Origin of the sequence: Vibrio natriegens NBRC 15636 = ATCC 14048 = DSM 759, from assembly GCF_035621455.1 — a bacterium.
Classification (GTDB): domain Bacteria; phylum Pseudomonadota; class Gammaproteobacteria; order Enterobacterales; family Vibrionaceae; genus Vibrio; species Vibrio natriegens.
This window is the reverse complement of the sequence record NZ_CP141823.1, coordinates 580,546-597,513: the sequence shown is the minus strand read 5'-3', so window position 1 is coordinate 597,513 and position 16,968 is coordinate 580,546. Positions and strand designations below refer to the sequence as shown.

14 protein-coding genes are annotated in these 16,968 nt (G+C 45.8%); 5 read left to right on the top strand and 9 right to left on the bottom strand.

Features of this window, described 5'->3' with window-relative positions; all coding sequences use genetic code 11:
• Positions 1-16: 16 nt before the first annotated feature.
• The 5 genes from VER99_RS17190 to VER99_RS17170 all read right to left on the bottom strand — a co-directional run bounded on the left by VER99_RS17190 (position 17) and on the right by VER99_RS17170 (position 5,928).
• Positions 17-1,537 (bottom strand): NAD-dependent succinate-semialdehyde dehydrogenase, encoded by a 1,521-nt coding sequence (locus VER99_RS17190; protein WP_020334092.1) that lies wholly within the window; start codon positions 1,535-1,537, stop codon positions 17-19.
• Positions 1,538-1,689: 152 nt separating this feature from the next.
• Complete coding sequence (locus VER99_RS17185) at positions 1,690-2,169, bottom strand: Lrp/AsnC family transcriptional regulator (RefSeq protein WP_014233708.1); 480 nt, start codon at positions 2,167-2,169, stop codon at positions 1,690-1,692.
• Positions 2,170-2,221: 52 nt separating this feature from the next.
• Positions 2,222-3,229, bottom strand: a complete 1,008-nt coding sequence (doeB, locus tag VER99_RS17180) for a N(2)-acetyl-L-2,4-diaminobutanoate deacetylase DoeB (protein ID WP_020334094.1) — start codon at positions 3,227-3,229, stop codon at positions 2,222-2,224.
• Positions 3,230-3,276: 47 nt separating this feature from the next.
• Positions 3,277-4,464: an ectoine hydrolase DoeA gene (gene doeA / locus VER99_RS17175; protein ID WP_014233710.1), complete on the bottom strand. Its 1,188-nt coding sequence runs from the start codon at positions 4,462-4,464 to the stop codon at positions 3,277-3,279.
• Between the two features lie 459 nt (positions 4,465-4,923).
• Complete coding sequence (locus tag VER99_RS17170; RefSeq protein WP_020334095.1) at positions 4,924-5,928, bottom strand: LacI family DNA-binding transcriptional regulator; 1,005 nt, start codon at positions 5,926-5,928, stop codon at positions 4,924-4,926.
• A gap of 382 nt (positions 5,929-6,310) precedes the next feature.
• On the opposite strand from VER99_RS17170, the gene hxpB reads away from it, so the two are divergent.
• Positions 6,311-6,985, top strand: a complete 675-nt coding sequence (gene hxpB / locus VER99_RS17165) for a hexitol phosphatase HxpB (protein WP_024373006.1) — start codon at positions 6,311-6,313, stop codon at positions 6,983-6,985.
• A gap of 225 nt (positions 6,986-7,210) precedes the next feature.
• Here the strand turns inward: hxpB and VER99_RS17160 are convergent, their stop codons facing one another.
• Positions 7,211-8,647 (bottom strand): 6-phospho-beta-glucosidase, encoded by a 1,437-nt coding sequence (locus VER99_RS17160; RefSeq protein ID WP_020334099.1) that lies wholly within the window; start codon positions 8,645-8,647, stop codon positions 7,211-7,213.
• A gap of 12 nt (positions 8,648-8,659) precedes the next feature.
• On the bottom strand, positions 8,660-10,549 hold the full coding sequence (locus VER99_RS17155) for a beta-glucoside-specific PTS transporter subunit IIABC (protein ID WP_020334100.1): 1,890 nt from the start codon (positions 10,547-10,549) through the stop codon (positions 8,660-8,662).
• 408 nt (positions 10,550-10,957) lie between these two features.
• On the opposite strand from VER99_RS17155, the gene VER99_RS17150 reads away from it, so the two are divergent.
• Positions 10,958-12,400 (top strand): glycoside hydrolase family 1 protein, encoded by a 1,443-nt coding sequence (locus tag VER99_RS17150; protein ID WP_020334101.1) that lies wholly within the window; start codon positions 10,958-10,960, stop codon positions 12,398-12,400.
• Between the two features lie 56 nt (positions 12,401-12,456).
• On the opposite strand, the gene VER99_RS17145 is transcribed toward VER99_RS17150, so the two are convergent.
• Positions 12,457-13,473 (bottom strand): AraC family transcriptional regulator, encoded by a 1,017-nt coding sequence (locus VER99_RS17145; protein WP_020334102.1) that lies wholly within the window; start codon positions 13,471-13,473, stop codon positions 12,457-12,459.
• Between the two features lie 128 nt (positions 13,474-13,601).
• Here VER99_RS17145 and VER99_RS17140 point away from each other — a divergent pair, with 128 nt between their 5' ends.
• Genes VER99_RS17140 through VER99_RS17130 form a run of 3 tightly spaced genes read left to right on the top strand, consistent with a single transcriptional unit; the run spans position 13,602 to position 15,980 of the window.
• Entirely contained in the window at positions 13,602-14,363 is a 762-nt protein-coding gene (locus VER99_RS17140; RefSeq protein WP_020334103.1) for an SDR family NAD(P)-dependent oxidoreductase, read from the top strand.
• A gap of 41 nt (positions 14,364-14,404) precedes the next feature.
• A complete protein-coding gene (locus VER99_RS17135; RefSeq protein WP_014233718.1) occupies positions 14,405-14,917 on the top strand; it encodes a 2,4'-dihydroxyacetophenone dioxygenase family protein in 513 nt (170 codons plus the stop codon).
• Between the two features lie 4 nt (positions 14,918-14,921).
• Positions 14,922-15,980, top strand: a complete 1,059-nt coding sequence (locus VER99_RS17130; RefSeq protein ID WP_020334104.1) for a zinc-binding dehydrogenase — start codon at positions 14,922-14,924, stop codon at positions 15,978-15,980.
• Positions 15,981-16,047: 67 nt separating this feature from the next.
• Here the strand turns inward: VER99_RS17130 and VER99_RS17125 are convergent, their stop codons facing one another.
• On the bottom strand, positions 16,048-16,959 hold the full coding sequence (locus VER99_RS17125; RefSeq protein ID WP_020334105.1) for a LysR family transcriptional regulator: 912 nt from the start codon (positions 16,957-16,959) through the stop codon (positions 16,048-16,050).
• Between the last annotated feature and the right edge of the window lie 9 nt (positions 16,960-16,968).

The following is a 16,968-nucleotide window of genomic DNA, read 5'->3' as shown; positions in this document are numbered from 1 at the left end:
CTCCAACTTTCTTGTCTCAACAGCCACTCACGCTAGGCAGGTTGCCTAAGCAGCAATATTTAATTTCGCTGAATTCTTCAAAGCCATGATGACTTCCCTCGCGTCCCAATCCTGACTGTTTTACGCCGCCAAATGGGATAGGGTGGCCAGTCATCTTGACTGAGTTGACGCTCACCATGCCAAATTCCAAACCACGCATACATCGCCAGATCTGGTGGATGTCATGTCCATAAACGTAGGCGGCGAGGCCATATTCGGTGTCGTTACTCATGTCTATCACGGTGTCTAAATCTTGATAGGGCAGCACGCCAGCGACGGGACAAAAGTTTTCTTCGCGGTAGACGGCCATTTCGGGCATCACATCGGCAAGCAGGGTTGGCGCAAAGAAGTTTTCACCCGGTACTGAGTCGTGATAACCCGCAACCAATCTCGCGCCTTTTTCAAGTGCGTCACGAACTAAATCGTGAGCTTTGTCCACCGCGGCACGATTGATCAGAGGTCCCATATTGGTCTTGTCGTCTAAGCCGTTACCCAACACAATCATGCTCATGTGTTTAGCAAAGGCTTCTAAGAACGGCTCGTATTTATCCTGCGGAACGAAAATTCGGTTTGCGGCCAAACAGTCTTGTCCGGCGGTTTGGAATTTAGCCTCTACGGCTGCTTTGGCTGCGGCTTCGACTTCCATATCGGGCAGGACGATAAAAGGTGCGTTCCCACCTAATTCCATACTGCATTTCTTTACCGTTTGTGCCGCGTCACGCAGGAGCAATTTTCCTACTCGGGTTGAGCCTGTGAACGACAGGGCTTTTACTTTATCGGAGTGACACAGCGTCTTAGAGATCATGGCAGCGTCACCGGTGACCACATTAAAAACACCCGCCGGAAACCCAGCTCGATCGGCGAGCTCTGCCAAGGCTAACGATGAAAATGGTGTTTCGCTCGCAGGCTTGATTATCACAGGGCAACCAATCGCTAATGCGGCCGCAGCTTTTCTCGTCACCATCGCATTAGGGAAATTCCATGGCGTGATTAATGCTGCAACCCCAATAGGCTCGCGAATTGTCGAAAGCTGGGCATTAGGTATATGGCTGGGAATGGTTTCACCGTAGCTGCGGCGTGCTTCTTCTGCAAACCAGCGAATAAAAGACGCGCCGTAGTCAATTTCACCAAGTGCATCGCCTATGGTTTTGCCTTGCTCCATCACCATTAAACGGGCGAGATCTTGTTTGGATTGCAGTATCAGATCGTGCCAACGCATCAAGACTTCAGCACGTTGTTCTGCCTGCATTTTTCGCCACTGACGAAAGGCACGCTCAGCATCATCAATCGTTTGGTAGAGTTGCTGCTGGGACAGTCGGGTGGTATATCCGATGATGCTGCCGTCGGCAGGATTATGAACGGGATGGAAACTATCGCCACTTGTCCACTTGCCATTAATGTAGGCGAGTCCTCTCACCAAGCGTACGTCTTCCATGATTGCCATCATGTCATGCGACGCTTTAACTTCGTCGCCATGAAAGTTATGAAGTGCTGCCATAAGTCCCTCTCGAACATCGTTATCCATAGTTAAACTGTAATCGAGGAGGGGGTTAAATTATTTCTGATGCGAAAGGCAGAACCGCGAGGTTTTTCTTTATAAAGACAGAAAGTAGCGTTTTTTTCTGCTGAGATCAGATTTCACTTTTCCTTTCAGAACAGAACGTTTTGCTTGATCTCTAAGTTACCAGAATCGCGTTTGATGGTTTTAGTGACGATGTAGGTGAAGTAGCGTTCAATGCCGACTTCTGAATCCAGCCAGTTGTCGATCAGCCTCTGGTATTGGTCGATATCTTCGGATTGAACCTTGAGGATATAATCAACGCCGCCGCCTGTGGCGTAGCAATCGGTCACTTCAGGAGTATGCTTTACCAATTGCTCAAAACGTCTGAACGCCTGTGCGTTGTGCTCTTTGAGTGAGACTTCCACCATGACGGACGTTCGTTTAAACAGCACATCGGTATTCACTCTGGCACCATAACCTTCGATGATGCCGGCTTCTTCAAGTTTTTTCACACGTTCCCAGCACGGGCTGACGGACAGGTTAATTTCTTCTGCAAGATGAGATTTGGTGATGCGGCCATTGTCATGCAGAATCTGTAGAATTTTGACGTCGTAGCGATCGAGGCGCATGGTTGGTCTCCTCTTGGTTGGGACGAAATGCTGATGCTGTTTAGCTAGCCGTTTAAGTTAATACTCCGCAATCCTTCGCGATGACGGCGAGAGTGTCACCAATATTCACCATAGCAGGAAAACGGCGTGCAGCGAAAATGCCATCTCTCTCGGCGCGATATTCTACTGGCACTTCGCCAGTTCGTTCTGTTGAATAGATTCTTACAATGACATCACCTTGTTTGATGGCATCACCAAGTTCAAACCGGTATTCCGCTATGCCTCTGTGCTGGCTTTGGACATAACAGTCTGCATCTGGCATGTCGAGTAACTGGATTGGTTGATTGGGCTTTTCATAATCGCCAGAAAGGTTGCCAGCAAAACGCAGGAAATTACGGATACCGCGATCGGCATATTGAATAGTTTGTGGTGTGCTGGTACCGCCTCCGCGCAGTTCCGTGGTTACAAAGACTTTATCCTGAGATTCAACCGCGGTGTCATACAGACTGGTGGCATCCATTTCGAGCATAATCATGGTGTAAGGTGCACCAAACATTTTCGCTCCCAATATGCAGGCTTCTTCCTGTTCTGGATTATCTAAGCGATGTGCGGCGGCAAAAGGGACGATGTCTAACGTTTTTCCCCCTGAGTGAATATCCAGAGCGAAATCGCACAATGGCACCAGATAGCGGGTGAAGTAGTCGGCGATTTTCTCTGTGACTGTTCCCGACGGGTTGCCGGGAAAGCTGCGGTTTAAGTTACCTTTATCGATAGGGGAAGTGCGGGAAGCATTCTGGACCGCGGGCAAATTCATCATTGGGACAATAATCACGCGCCCTTGTATCTGCTCAGGCTGTAATGAACTCGCCAGCTTTAACAGGCTGGTGATCCCTTCATATTCGTCGCCATGATTTCCCCCGGTTAAAAGTGATGTTGGACCCGGGCCATTTTTTATCACGGTTATCGGGATCATTATGCTTCCCCATGCGGAATCGTCATGGGAGTAAGGCAGGGTCAGAAAACCATGTTGGGTACCTTCTCGGTCAAAGTCTACGGTGGCTGTGATCGAGCTGTTTTGCATGCAAACTCCTTTTTCTTTGCTAAGTTCTTCGTTTCAACCCTTTCTAATCAGTGTTTAACAAACAAGTGGCGGGGAAAATCACATAATGTTTTTGCGCCAAGGCGGGTAATAACAATGCTTTCTGTGGTCTCTAGGCCCCAGTCTTTAAACCATAGGCCGGGCATAAAATGGAACGTCATGCCCTCTTTCAAAACGGTTTTGTCGGTGTCGCGAAGACTCATGGTCCGTTCGCCCCAATCGGGTGGATAACTCAGGCCAATGGGATAACCGCAACGAGCGCCTTCACGGGAAAAGCCTGCTTTATCGAGGACTTTATTCAAAGCGTTGGCGATATCAGCACACGTGTTGCCGGGTTTAGCGACTTCTAAACCTGCTTCAAGACCTCTTGTGAGCGCTTCGTCGGCACGTTTAAACTTGTCATCAGGTTCGCCTAAGAAAATAGTGCGGGATAGAGGGCAGTGGTAACGCCGATGTGCACCAGCGATTTCAAAGAAGGTCCCTTCCCCTTTTTTGAACGGCCTGTCGTCCCAGGTTAAGTGAGGCGCGGAAGCATCAGCACCCGAGGGCAATAGCGGAACAATCGCGGTGTAATCACCAAAATGATCCTCATGACCAAGGACCGCCTGACGGTTAATCTCTGCAACCAGATGATGTTTAGGCAAGCCTGGTTCGATCATATCAAACGCGACACGATGCATGTTCTCGACAATACGCGCAGCGCGGTACATGTAGGACAACTCTTGGTCCGACTTTACGGCACGGCACCAGTTAACCAGACCCGTTGCATCGAGCAACTGTGCGTTCGGCAAGTGATCAATCAATGACTCATAGGCGGTTGCACTAAAGTAATAGTTGTCTTTTTCTACGCCGATACGACCGCGATCCCAGCAACGTGGCGTCAATACAGCTTCAACCAGATAATCCATCGGGTGCAGAGGTGGATTCATGACGTAATGGTCGGGGTAGGAGGCAATGTTTTCTGCCGACATATACGCGGTTCTGTAAGCGCCATTCGCGTCTTGGCAACGCCCGAACCATATTGGTTCACCTTCAGGCCCTACAATCACACATTGTGGTACATAGAAAGACCAACCATCATAGCCAGTTAGCCAAGACATATTGGATGGGTCATGGATAATGAGTACATCCAATTCTCGTTCGAGCATCGATTGTCGAACTTTGGATAAACGTTCTTGGAATTCCTCCAACGTAAAATGCATAGTAATGCCTCTCATACACTCTCCTTGTTGAAAATCCGATGCTCTTGGCCCTCGGAAATGAGGTCTCTGTTCTCCTATTCAGATCGCTTGGATCTGTCGCAATCTTTAACCATGGCTTGGAATCGATGGTTAAAAATATCGGTGCATTTATAAATTCCTCGTTATTCTTGATACTTATCAATAAAGACAATTGTGGTTGAGATTTGTACTCAGTGCTGCATTTTTTAATGTAAAAAACACTGTCAAAGGTTTTGAGACAAAGGAGTGTTATCAGAATTGGAACTAATAAGATTCTGTATTTTCGTAAATTTTTGAGGGAAGACTGTGAACTAATCACCTCTGAGTAAACGGGAGATATTGAGCGAGTTGGAGATAGGATTAGGGACGAGTAGGAAGTATTTTTGCCTTATCTAGCCCGCGCCGATAAAGGAAAGCAACGCGCGGGTTAGTCAATTTTTAGGTGTCAGAGAGCGATCAATTCAATTTTTGAGTAGATTCTCTTACTTGCAGCGAGCCCTGATATTGGAAGTGTTTTTGAACGGTCTGCTGTTCTTTATTCAGCGTCAGTGCGGTAGTGATAGCATCGCGCGTGAGTTCTAAAATAGGCAGTTCCACGGTTGAAATTCGCGGTACCATAAAACTCGCTGTTGGGTCACCATCGATACCAATGACTGAAACATCTTCAGGAACTTTTAGTCCTTTGTCATGCAGTGCACGAATTGCACCGATGGCCATGGAGTCAGTACACGAAAAAATAGCGCTAAAAGGTATGCCGCTATCAATCAGTTTGATTGTTGCATCGTATCCACTTTCAGGATTGCTCTGGCCTTCATAAACCAGTCCGTCATTTACTTCAATGTCATGTTTGATCAAGGTTTCTTTATAAGCCGAAAGACGCTTTTGTCCTGTGCTACTAGACATTGGAGTAGTGATACAAGCAATCTGTTTATGGCCAAGATCTAAAAGGTATTGAGTTGCGACACGTGCCACTTGCTCTTGATCGAAATAAAAGCTGAATAGCTTTTCATCGTCTAGAGCGCGATTGATGACGATAAGTTGGGTTTTCATTTCCTGCTGCAGAGTAGAAAGTTGCTGCTCAGACAAATGACGGCTGTAAATCAGAATAGCATCGCAGTTATGAGCGTTAAGGGAGCGCACTGCTTCCTCTTCGCCCTCTACATTGTCGCTGCTGTTCATCACAAACAATTTCTTGTCAGCTTTTTGCATGTCCATCGCAGCTTCTGTCAGCATGGAACCAAAATAGTGACTATCAAAATGAGGGAGAACTAAACCGAACGTATTGTAGCTGTTTGTTGCCAAAGCACGCGCAAAAGCATTAGGTTGATAGCCTAAAGATTTCATAGCCGCTAACACAGACTCACGAGTCTGATCTTTCACATATTCGCTTCCATTTATAACTCTGGATACGGTTGCCTTTGAAACACCTGCAGCTTTACATACGTCTTTGATTGTCGCCATTTTTTTATTCCCAAATACTTTGGTTTGACAGTTTACACTATTTGTCTGAGCGAAGGTAAACCGTTGTCTTATTTTAGACGTAAGTCCAATACACACAGATTCATCACGAGGCATAAGAGCAAAAAATTGTCTGGTTTTGCTTGTCCTCACAGTTTTCTGAGAATTATATTACTCTAACTGTAACCGGTTTCAATTGTTGGTGTATGCTAGTTATGAGCAACAGAAGTCTCTTGATAAGTATAAGTACATTTATGCTTTGCTATTCAGTGATCTGACGGTAATGACTCCTACAGGATTTCCCTGTCAAAACAACCTAGTTCGAATCCTGCATCTTAAAGTCATTTTGATAACACTTTTCATAATTAAGGAACAGGAAACCATTTTGATAGAAACAATTATTTTTGATATGGACGGCGTGCTGGTTGATTCTGAGCCGTTCTGGCGCAAGGCGAAAGTCAACGCGGTTGCACGTTTTGGGGGGCAAATCACCGAGCAACTTGCTTATCAGAGTACCGGTCTTCGCATCGATGAAATCGCCAATTATTGGATACGCTACTGTAATTTAGATCCGAAATGTGCCCCTGATCTTGCAGATGCTATTTTGACGGAAGTGATCGGACAAATTAAGACGCACGGTCAACTTCTCCCGGGCGTGAAAGAATCTTTGGATATACTGGCCAAAACGGGTTTGAAAATTGGCTTGGCTTCATCTTCACCTTTACGCCTAATCGAAGCGGTGCTGGAAACATTTGAAATCGGTAAGTATTTCTCAATCTATGTCTCCGCAGAGCATCTGCCGTATGGAAAACCTCACCCTCAGGTGTACATGGACGCGGCAGTGAAGTTGAACACAGAGCCTCATAACTGCTTGGCTATTGAAGACTCAGTTAACGGTTTGATTGCAGCGAAAGCCGCAGGTATGACCGCCATTTGTGTACCTGAACCGGGGCAGGAAATGAATCCACGCTTTGGCATTGCAGATATCAAGCTGACCTCTCTTGAAGACTTTTCTACGTCCAAAGAGGTGGTGAAACTTCTTGGTAAATCAATTGCTTAATCTTATACGGATTAGGGATTGGCTGACGGCATTCGCTGCAATTTAGGTTAAATAAAAGGGCTTCCCCTAGGATCTGGAGAAGCCCTTTGTTGTTCCTAAAATATCTGCTTTGACTTAAATCTGTGATCTGCGGTCGTGGTTTATGAGCGAACTTCAGGACAAAAAAATGCACCCTTCGCCGGGGCTTAGGGTGCATTGTTCTATCTATAGTTTCTCGCTGGTGCTTTACAGTTTTTCACCGTTGCTGTTGATGACGTCTTTGTACCAGTAGAAGCTCTTCTTACGGCTACGGCCCATGGTTCCTGTGCCATCGTCGTGACGATCGACATAAATAAAGCCATAACGTTTACGGTATTCACCCGTACCGTAAGACACGCAGTCGATGCAACCCCAAGGGGTATAGCCCATTAAATCAACACCGTCGTAGTTAACCGCTTTCTGCATTTCTTCAATATGCGCTTTCAGGTAATCGATTCGGTAGTCATCGTTGATTTCGCCGTTTTCTTCCACTTTGTCAATCGCACCAAAACCATTTTCTACAATGAATAATGGCTTGTTGTAGCGCTCATACAGTTCGCAGAGCGAGTAGCGCAAACCGACAGGGTCAATCTGCCAACCCCATTCAGAGGCTTGAACGTATGGGTTCCTAACGCTGCCGGTAAAGCCGCTCATTGATCCTTCTGTAGTTTGTTCCGCATCAGCTTTTACCGCGACAGACATGTAGTAACTAAAGCCAATATAGTCGCAAACGCCTTCTTTTAAGATCTCCAGATCGCCGGGTTCCATCTTGATGTTGTAGCCTTTGCGTTCCCAATCTTTCAGTGTGTATGCCGGATATTCGCCGCGCATATGGACATCGCTGAAGAAGAAGCGGTTACGCATCGCTTCTTGAGCTAGCATGACGTCATCCGGATTACACGAATATGGATAAATAGGTACCCATGCAACCATACAGCCAATTTGGAAGTCCGGGTTGATCTCATGACCCAACTTGACCACTTTTGCACTGGCTACCATTTCATGGTGAACCACCTGGTACATGCACTCTTCAGGCTTTTCCTCAACCGTGTAATCCACGCCTGAGTTTGAGTAGCCCCACAGAGGTAAATGCAAATCGCGTTGGTTATTGATTTCGTTGAACGTCATCCAGTATTTCACTTTGTTCTTGTAACGACGCATAACCGTTTCTGCGTAGCGAACAAAGAAGTCGACCACGCGGCGATCTTTAAAGCCCCCGTACTCCTTCGATAAATGCAGCGGCATTTCAAAGTGGGATAGGGTAATGACTGGTTCAATACCGTGTTTTAATAGCTCATCGAACAGGTCATCGTAGTACTGCAAGCCCGCTTCGTTTGGTACTAACTCGTCACCTTTAGGGAAAATACGTGGCCAGTAGATCGACGTACGGAAACATTTAAAGCCCATCTCGGCCAGCAGTGCAACATCACCTTTGTAGTGATCGTAGAACGCGGTCGCTTCATGGTTTGGGTAGTGGTAACCTTCTAACACACCATCGGTAATTTTACGTTGAGTGCTTACATCACCACCGGACAACACATCTACGATACTCGGACCTTTACCATCTCGGTCCCATCCACCTTCAACCTGGTGAGCTGCGACTGCGCCGCCCCATAAAAAGTTTTCCGGAAAAATACTACTCATCTTTACTTACCCTTAAGCCATTTGAATAACAGGCTGTCCAATTTCAATTTGTTTGTCTTCTTGATCTTGCTCGATCAGTTCAAATTCGTACTCATCACTGTTCATTACGATAAACGGTGTGGTTGTGTCATAACCCGCGTTAGCAATGCTTTGCAGATCAAATTTGATCAGTGGGTCACCCGCTTTAACTTGTTGGTCAAGTTCGACCAAACATTCAAAGAATTGACCTTTTAGTTCTACGGTATCGAGTCCGACGTGAATCAGTACTTCAGCACCATTGGTGGATGTCATTCCGACGGCATGCTTAGTCCCAATAACCGATGAAATCACAGCGTCACATGGGGCTCTCACAATTCCTTCTGCTGGTCGGATAGCGACACCATCACCCAATAACTTTTGTGAAAAGCTTTCATCGTTAACGCTTTCAAGAGGAATAATCTCGCCTTTTAATGGGCTAACTAACGTCGCTGTCTTTTTCATTACAGGCGATAATTCTGGCGTTACGTTTAAATCATTTTTTTGCTTGTCTTCTGCTTCTACTGGATCTTCAAAGCCGACAAAATAAACCAGAGCGATGGTAACAACGATGGTGATGCCTGTGCCCAGCAGTGCACCAGTAAATGAACTTGGGTTATCTGGGTTAATCGCGTTAACTACGGTCAGAATGCCTGTCAGCCCTGCATAAGCATAGTAGTACGTGTTGAACAGGCTCGCGACCGCTGCACCAATTGCGCCGCCGATACAGCCGCAGATAAATGGTTTTTTCAGTCTTAATGTCACACCGTAAATTGCAGGTTCGGTAATGCCGAAGAAGCCTGTGATGCCTGCTGAATAGGCGGTCGTTTTCATGCGAGTATTACGAGACTTTAATGCGACAGCGAAAGCGGCAGCCATTTGTGCCACAACGGCGATACCACAGAAGGCCTGAATTGAGTCGTAGCCAAAGTTTTCATAGTTTGCCAAGACGATCGGAGTGGTGCCCCAATGTACGCCAAAGATAACCAATACTTGCCAAATACCACCAATAACAGCTGCTGCGACGACGGGTGCAACGTCGTACAGTGTGTTGTAGCCAGTTGCAATCAGGCTTGCCACGAAGCTGGTTGCAGGGCCTATTAATACCAGTGTCGCAGGAACCATGATTAACATGCAAAGTAGGGGCGTGAACAGTTCACGAACGACATCAGGTAGGACGCGTTTAATGTATCTTTCTACATAGCTCAATGCCCAAACCATGAAAATAGGTGGTAGCACCGATGCGGTATAAACGGTTTTCGCCAGCGGTAAACCTAAAAAGGTTATTAATTCACCATCAGCGATTCGCGACGCCATGTCTGCCCAAGATGGATTGATGAGTGCACATGAGCAAAGAATCGCAATAAGAGGGTTACAGTTAAAATGTTTGGATGCGGTGATGGCGATAAAAACAGGAAGAAAGACAAACGGTGTCCAGGACATGAAGTTCAGAACTTCAAATGCGCCAGTTCCGGCAACGCTTGGAGCCAGATAGTGGACGAAAATCAAAGCGCCCTGCAAGATACCAGCAGCAGCAAGAATATAAACAAAAGGAGCGAAGATGGATGACATCGACGCAATAATAGCGTCCATGAGTCGCACTTTTTCAGTACTTTCGGACATCAATGACGTATCAACTAACGATGACATTGCGGCATAAACATCTTGTACGTGAGTACCGATAACAACCTGAAACTGCCCGCCACTCATGACAACCGTAATAACGCCTGGCATTTCTTTAATTTTGTCAGCAGCACCATCAGGCGTTTCCTTTAACACCAAGCGCAGACGGGTCGCACAGCGTGAAAATCTCGTGATATTTTCTTGTCCGCCAACTTGCTCAAGAATGTCTTTCGCAAGCTGAGCATAATCTCTTACCGCAGCCATAATATTCACCTTTCCCTTTATTATATTCACTTACAGCTAAGCTTTTGGAACCGGTTTCAGAATAGTTCTAAAGCGCTTTTTACATCAATAGGGATAAAAAGCAATAAAGAATTGGATCACAGAAACAATCGCCAGACGATTTAAAAACGCTATACGGATCTCTTTTTCTGGCGTTAAGAACACATTCAAGCGCGGCATTTAGGGTAAAAAACAACCGAAAATGATGATGCCAAACGTTGGAGTTGGGTTCATTTTCGTCATCAATCAGCCTTAAAAAATATTTTTATGTATCATTGTAACCGGTTTCATTTTGTGTTGTATTGTATAGAAATACATCTCGGAACTGAAGTGAACTTAGGTTTGAGTTGAGCATTAAATATATTAACTTATTGAATAATGGTGAAATAAATGAGCAATAACGTTTTTCCAGAAGATTTTATGTGGGGTGGTGCAACCGCAGCAAACCAATTTGAAGGGGCATGGAACGTAGACGGTAAAGGACCAAGTACAAGTGATATGTTTAGTGGTGGGACTCATACCGTTGCTCGCCGAATCACTCGTACTATTGAAGAAGGTGTTCACTATCCTTCACATGAAGCCATCGACTTTTATCATCGCTTCAGAGAAGACATTGCCTTGTTCGCTGAAATGGGCTTTAAAACTTTCCGTTTTTCAATTAACTGGACCCGAATTTTCCCTACCGGTATGGAGCTGGAGCCAAATGAAGCGGGTTTGAAGTTCTATGAAGACGTTATTGACGAGCTTAAAAAATACGATATTGAGCCATTAGTTACGATTTCACATTACGAACTGCCATTTGGCCTAACTCAAGAATATAACGGCTGGGCCGGAAGAGAAGTTGTCGATTGCTATACGCGTTACGCGGAAACACTGTTTAAGCGCTTCAATGGCAAAGTGAAATACTGGTTAACTTTCAACGAAATCAACATCGGTACGATGCCTATCGGAAACTACTTAGGCTTGGGCATCCTTAACGAAGGTACCGAAGACTTTATTAGTCAGGTTGACTACCCGCAGCTACGTTTTCAGGCTCTGCATCACCAGTTTGTCGCCAGTGCAAAAGCGGTAAAACTGGCTCATGAGATCAATCCTGAGAATAAGGTTGGTTGTATGATCTGCTTCCTGACCACTTACCCGTTCACGTGTAACCCTGAAGATATTGTACTTGCTCAAGAACACATGAAAATGCACAACTACTTCTGCGGTGATATTCAGGTGCGCGGTCAATATCCGTACTACGCAAAACGCTACTTTGAAGAAAATAACATCGAAGTGAAAATGGAAGCGGGCGATGCAGAGATTCTTTCTGAAGGAACCGTCGACTACTACACACTAAGCTACTATATGTCGAACTGTGTTTCCGCGGATTCAAGTAAGGAAACGACTTCTGGTAACCTGATGGGCGGTGTTAAGAACCCATATTTGCAAGCATCAGACTGGGGATGGCAAATTGACCCAATTGGTCTGCGTTACACACTGAATGAAATCTACGCTCGTTATGAGGTTCCTTTGATGGTGGTTGAAAACGGTTTGGGTGCATTCGATAAAGTCGAAGAAGATGGCTCAATCAACGATAGCTACCGTATTGATTACCTGAAAGCGCATATTGAGCAAATGGGTGAGGCAGTAAAAGACGGTGTTGAATTGTGGGGTTACACACCTTGGGGTTGTATCGACTTGGTGAGCGCATCCACTGGTGAGATGGAAAAACGTTACGGCTTTATTTATGTCGATAAAGACAACAAGGGTGAAGGTACCTTAGATCGTAAAAAGAAAGCCTCTTTCGACTGGTACAAGAAAGTCATCGCTTCAAATGGTACAGAGCTTTAACGTTTACTTAAGTCGTTCAAGTAAATCAACCAACTGAAAGTAAAAGAGTGCTGCTATTAGCGCTCTTTTACTTTTTCTAATTTATGATCTTTTCGCCACTGACTCGGTGACTTACCCGTCCATTGACGAAAGTGACGACTGAATACCGCCGTTTCGGCATAGCCAAGTTGTAGGGCGATATCGGTAATACTTTGAATATTTTCATTAAGGCGACGTTCGGCCAGACTCTGCCTCACTTGTCTCAAGAGCCGGCTATAATTTTTCCCCCGCTCTTTTAATCGGATTTGTAGCATTCTCGGGTGCATGTCTAATGCTCTGGCAACCTGTTCAACGCTACACTCTCCTGTCGGCAATAATCGCCCAATCATATCTCTGGCTTGATCGCTTAGATTATCCGGATAGCGATTTTGCAGGTATTTAAGATGCTCCTGAAAGTGTCGATCTAACGCGTCTTCATCTTGATGGTTTCGAGTATCAAGCAGGCTCGCCTTGAGCATAATGCCGTTAAATTTCTCACCAAATCGAATCTTGGGAAGCGGGGCTGAGTTGTCGTTTCGGTTTTCCAAGCTGCCAAATTGAGTCAGGTACAGGGTGAAACTATTCATATCAATATTGAGTAAGTTCGCCATAAACCTAGCCATCTGCATGACACTCATTTGCATCAGTTGCGTTGTCACCTGTTCACTGTAGGTATCGATAGTTAAAGCAAGTTTCATCCAATCATCTTGTGGTGTCATCGAGAATTTAACACCGGAAGATTGCAAATAGAGGTAATCATTAGCACGTAATAATGCCTCTCTGACCGTTTCAGCGCGAGCGACCAGCATAGGTAAGTCACCTAAGGCATTAAAGCTTTGCCGTTGAGCCAATAAGACACCAAACATCGGTTCCTGACAACGTAGCGCTGCGACTTCCAGCAGTTCGGCCAGCCTCGAATTGGCGATGTAAGTATCGGGATCGCGGAACTGGGCAGCAGAAAGCCCTGCCTGTTTCATTATTTCTATCGGATTCTGTCCGTGTTCAGAAACTAAACTATCAAATTTGTCTGCTGCACCGCTTCTAACGATATACATATCTCGATTTTGAAATGTTAATGGTTTGTAAATCGCAATATATCAAATTTTATTCGCAAAAGGTCAAGTGAGTGTCAATGAGTTGATCTAAGTTACATTTTCATAACATATCGTAGAAGGGAAGCTAAATGGAATTGATGAACAAAACTGCGATCGTCACTGGTGCCGCTGGTGGAATTGGTCAGGCCATCGTAGGCAAGCTACGTGAGCAGGGAGCGAACGTGCTGGCTGTCGATATTTCAGATCAGTCGCTTGACGTTTATAAAGACGCTGACCCGAAATCATTAAAAACCTTTTCGGCGGATGTGACGGATTTTCAGCAAGTGGAAGCCATGGTCAACTACGCTGTCGCGGAGTTTGGCAAGCTGGATATCATGATTAATAACGCTGGCATTGGTTTAGCCAAACCGCTGCTAGAGCATGATCCGGTCGCTGATTTTGAACCCGTTTCTAAGGTCAACCAAAACGGGGTTTACTACGGCATTTTGGCGGCAGGACGTCAGTTCCAGGCACAAGGCACACCTGGAGTCATCCTTAATACCTCTTCTGTTTATGCGCAAATGGCGGCGGAAATGACGTTCACTTACAACGTGAGCAAAGCCGCGGTCGACATGATGACAAAATGCGCAGCTTTGGAGCTGGCACCGTTGGGTGTTCGTGTTTGCGCCATCGCACCGGGTCGCGTGGATACACCAATGTTGCGCCAATATGAAGCGATTGGCCTTTGGGACCACATCCGCAAAGAGCAGATGCGCGATACCTTTACTCAGACAGAAGAAATCGCAAACGTGGTTGCATTTTTGGTCAGCGAAAAAGCGAACTGCATTAACGGTTGCACAGTCAGTGCATCAGACGGTTTCGAGAATTTTAAATACCCACTACTGGGCTAAGACGTGGAAGTCTAATTACAACAAAAGCGAGGAAGCAAGTTATGTCATTACCAGAAGTTATTCAGCATCAGGATTTTCTGTTAACTCTAAACACAAATGAAGAGTCAATCATCAAAGATGCACTACCGGGTGTCGATGTTTACCCGCTGTTTCTTGACCCAGAAAACGGCACTTGGGTAATTCGAGCGAAGTTTAAGCCAGGAATTACACTACCTAAGCACTTCCACACAGGCGTGGTGCATTTCTACACGCTAAGCGGTATGTGGCACTACACCGAATACCCAGATCAAAAACAAACGGCTGGCAGCTACCTGTACGAGCCAGGCGGTTCTATCCATACATTCCACTGTCCAGAAGAGTCAGGCGGTGCAGATGGCTTTATGGTCATCCAAGGTGCGAACATTAACTTTGACCAAGACGGCAACTTCATGAACATCATGGACGCGGGTTGGATCGAGCAAGTGGTTATCGCAACGGCTAAAGCTCAGGGCATCACACCGCGTTACATCAAGCCAGGTGCAATTGCAGCTTTAAGCGACGAGCTTGGAGAGTAATTCCATGACAACAATGAACAGTATCGTAATGCAGGATGGCGGCGTTCACCTGCAGCAGGTGGATGTGCCTAAACCAGCACCGGGCCAAGTACTTGTTCGTAGCTTAGCGTGTGGTATTTGTGGTTCAGATTTACACATCGCACGTCATACGGACGAAGTATTTGATGTTTACCGCGAGCTTGGTGTGATGTCAGAAAGCATGGATGACCATACACAAGTCATGCTAGGGCACGAGTTTTGTGCGGAAATCGTCGAATACGGTGATGATACACAGCAAGCTTTGCCAGTTGGTAGCCGCGTGACTTCTGTGCCGATCCTCATGAGCCAAAATGGCGCTGGTGTTGGTGTGACTCCGGGTATTCATGGTGCTTACTCTGAATATTTCTTGCTTGATGAAGCACTGCTTCTGCCTGTTCCTGAGAATGTACCTTCAGAAGCTGCCGCGCTAACAGAACCTCTGGCGGTTGGTTTGCATGCGGTGAACCGCAGTGACATTCAGAACGATGAAGTGGCATTGGTTGTGGGTTGTGGTCCTATTGGTCTTGCGGCTATCACGGCGCTTAAACTGCGTGGTGTTACCAATATTCTGGCGGTCGATATTCAAGATGAGAAGCTGGAACTTGCGAAAGAGTTTGGTGCAACGCGTACGGTAAATCCGACCAAAGAAGACGAAGTTGTCGTCGGTGCCGAAGTTGCAGCAGGTTCGCGTCTGGTTATCTTTGAGTGTGTGGGCAAACACACCTTGATTGATGACTTTATCCGCCGTGCTCCAGCAGGCGCTCGCATTGTAGTGACTGGTATTCATACCACACCTACGAGCGTCAACTATGCTTACGCTACAGTAAAAGAGCTTGATCTACGATTCTCTTACTATTATCAGCCACATGAGTTTGAGCAATGTCTTCAAGCCATTGCGGAAGGCAAAGTGCCATGGCAGAAAATGCTGACGGCGAAAGTGGGTATGGATGGCGTTGAAGGTGCATTTAAGCAACTTATGACACCAAACGACCACATCAAAGTTGTCATTGAACCTTGGCGAAATGGCGAGTTACAAGTCGTTTAATTTAAGTTGATTGCATAAGGGTTTTTACCTTACTCACGCCCCAACATACACTTGTGTTGGGGCTTTTTTATCTAAGTAATTTAGCTCGCTGAGTAATACCTGAGATTAAATCAAGGTGTGGCTCGGATGTTTCGCGCCGATGACGATAAATTCCTACCGTTCCCGGTTTTGGTTCGTTTTCCATTCTTAGACATTGCAATCCAAAGGATTCGAGATAGGGTTGCAAATGACGGGTATATGACATGACCGCGACACTCTCTTTCAACATATCAATACTGGCAAGTAACGAATCCACTTCGTAGGTTGGCCTGTCGTCCAATTGTTGTCTTTCGCGCTCATTCTGCTTTGGAATGGGATTATCGATAACGTGATTAAATTTTTTCGCATCATAAGTGACAGAGAGAGCAGGGTACTCATGCAGCATTTCGTCTGTGACGACTTTTCCTAACAGAGGATGATCGGGAGAAACGAAATACGCATCCACGGTTTGAAATAAAGGAATAAAAGTGACATCACACTTAGAAGACAACCCGACGATTTCATGACCGATAAAAAACTCGATTTGTTCGTTGATCAAAGAATCCATTAGCCCGAGGTGATTACCAAACTCAACATGTGTAGATGCGGATGGCAATTTAGAAAGGTGATCATTAAGCGCTTGTTTTACAAACAACGGCCACCACGCATCGCCCGTTCCCATCTTTATCTTGCCGACTTGATATTGCCTTCTTTCTTCAATGCTCTGCATCATTTGGTTGTATTCGTGTTGCATCGCATTGCTGTGTCGATAAAGGATTCGGCCATATTCAGTTAAAACCATGCCATTGGGACGACGTTCGAACAGTGTTACGCCAAGATTCTCTTCAAGTTTCTTCAAATTACTGGTCACGGTCGGTTGACTAAGCCCCGCCAATTTTGCTGCGGCACTGATGCTTTGACAGCGAGCAACCAGTAAAAATTGCTGCAGAGATTTATCCATTTCTACTTA

Coding starts and splice junctions, on each gene's coding strand:
- VER99_RS17190 (WP_020334092.1), bottom strand. CDS start 1,537: ATGGCAGCACTTCATAACTTTCATGGCGACGAAGTTAAAGCGTCGCAT.
- VER99_RS17185 (WP_014233708.1), bottom strand. CDS start 2,169: ATGCGCCTCGATCGCTACGACGTCAAAATTCTACAGATTCTGCATGAC.
- doeB (WP_020334094.1), bottom strand. CDS start 3,229: ATGCAAAACAGCTCGATCACAGCCACCGTAGACTTTGACCGAGAAGGT.
- doeA (WP_014233710.1), bottom strand. CDS start 4,464: ATGAGAGGCATTACTATGCATTTTACGTTGGAGGAATTCCAAGAACGT.
- VER99_RS17170 (WP_020334095.1), bottom strand. CDS start 5,928: ATGGCGACAATCAAAGACGTATGTAAAGCTGCAGGTGTTTCAAAGGCA.
- VER99_RS17160 (WP_020334099.1), bottom strand. CDS start 8,647: ATGAGTAGTATTTTTCCGGAAAACTTTTTATGGGGCGGCGCAGTCGCA.
- VER99_RS17155 (WP_020334100.1), bottom strand. CDS start 10,549: ATGGCTGCGGTAAGAGATTATGCTCAGCTTGCGAAAGACATTCTTGAG.
- VER99_RS17150 (WP_020334101.1), top strand. CDS start 10,958: ATGAGCAATAACGTTTTTCCAGAAGATTTTATGTGGGGTGGTGCAACC.
- VER99_RS17145 (WP_020334102.1), bottom strand. CDS start 13,473: ATGTATATCGTTAGAAGCGGTGCAGCAGACAAATTTGATAGTTTAGTT.
- VER99_RS17140 (WP_020334103.1), top strand. CDS start 13,602: ATGGAATTGATGAACAAAACTGCGATCGTCACTGGTGCCGCTGGTGGA.
- VER99_RS17135 (WP_014233718.1), top strand. CDS start 14,405: ATGTCATTACCAGAAGTTATTCAGCATCAGGATTTTCTGTTAACTCTA.
- VER99_RS17130 (WP_020334104.1), top strand. CDS start 14,922: ATGACAACAATGAACAGTATCGTAATGCAGGATGGCGGCGTTCACCTG.
- VER99_RS17125 (WP_020334105.1), bottom strand. CDS start 16,959: ATGGATAAATCTCTGCAGCAATTTTTACTGGTTGCTCGCTGTCAAAGC.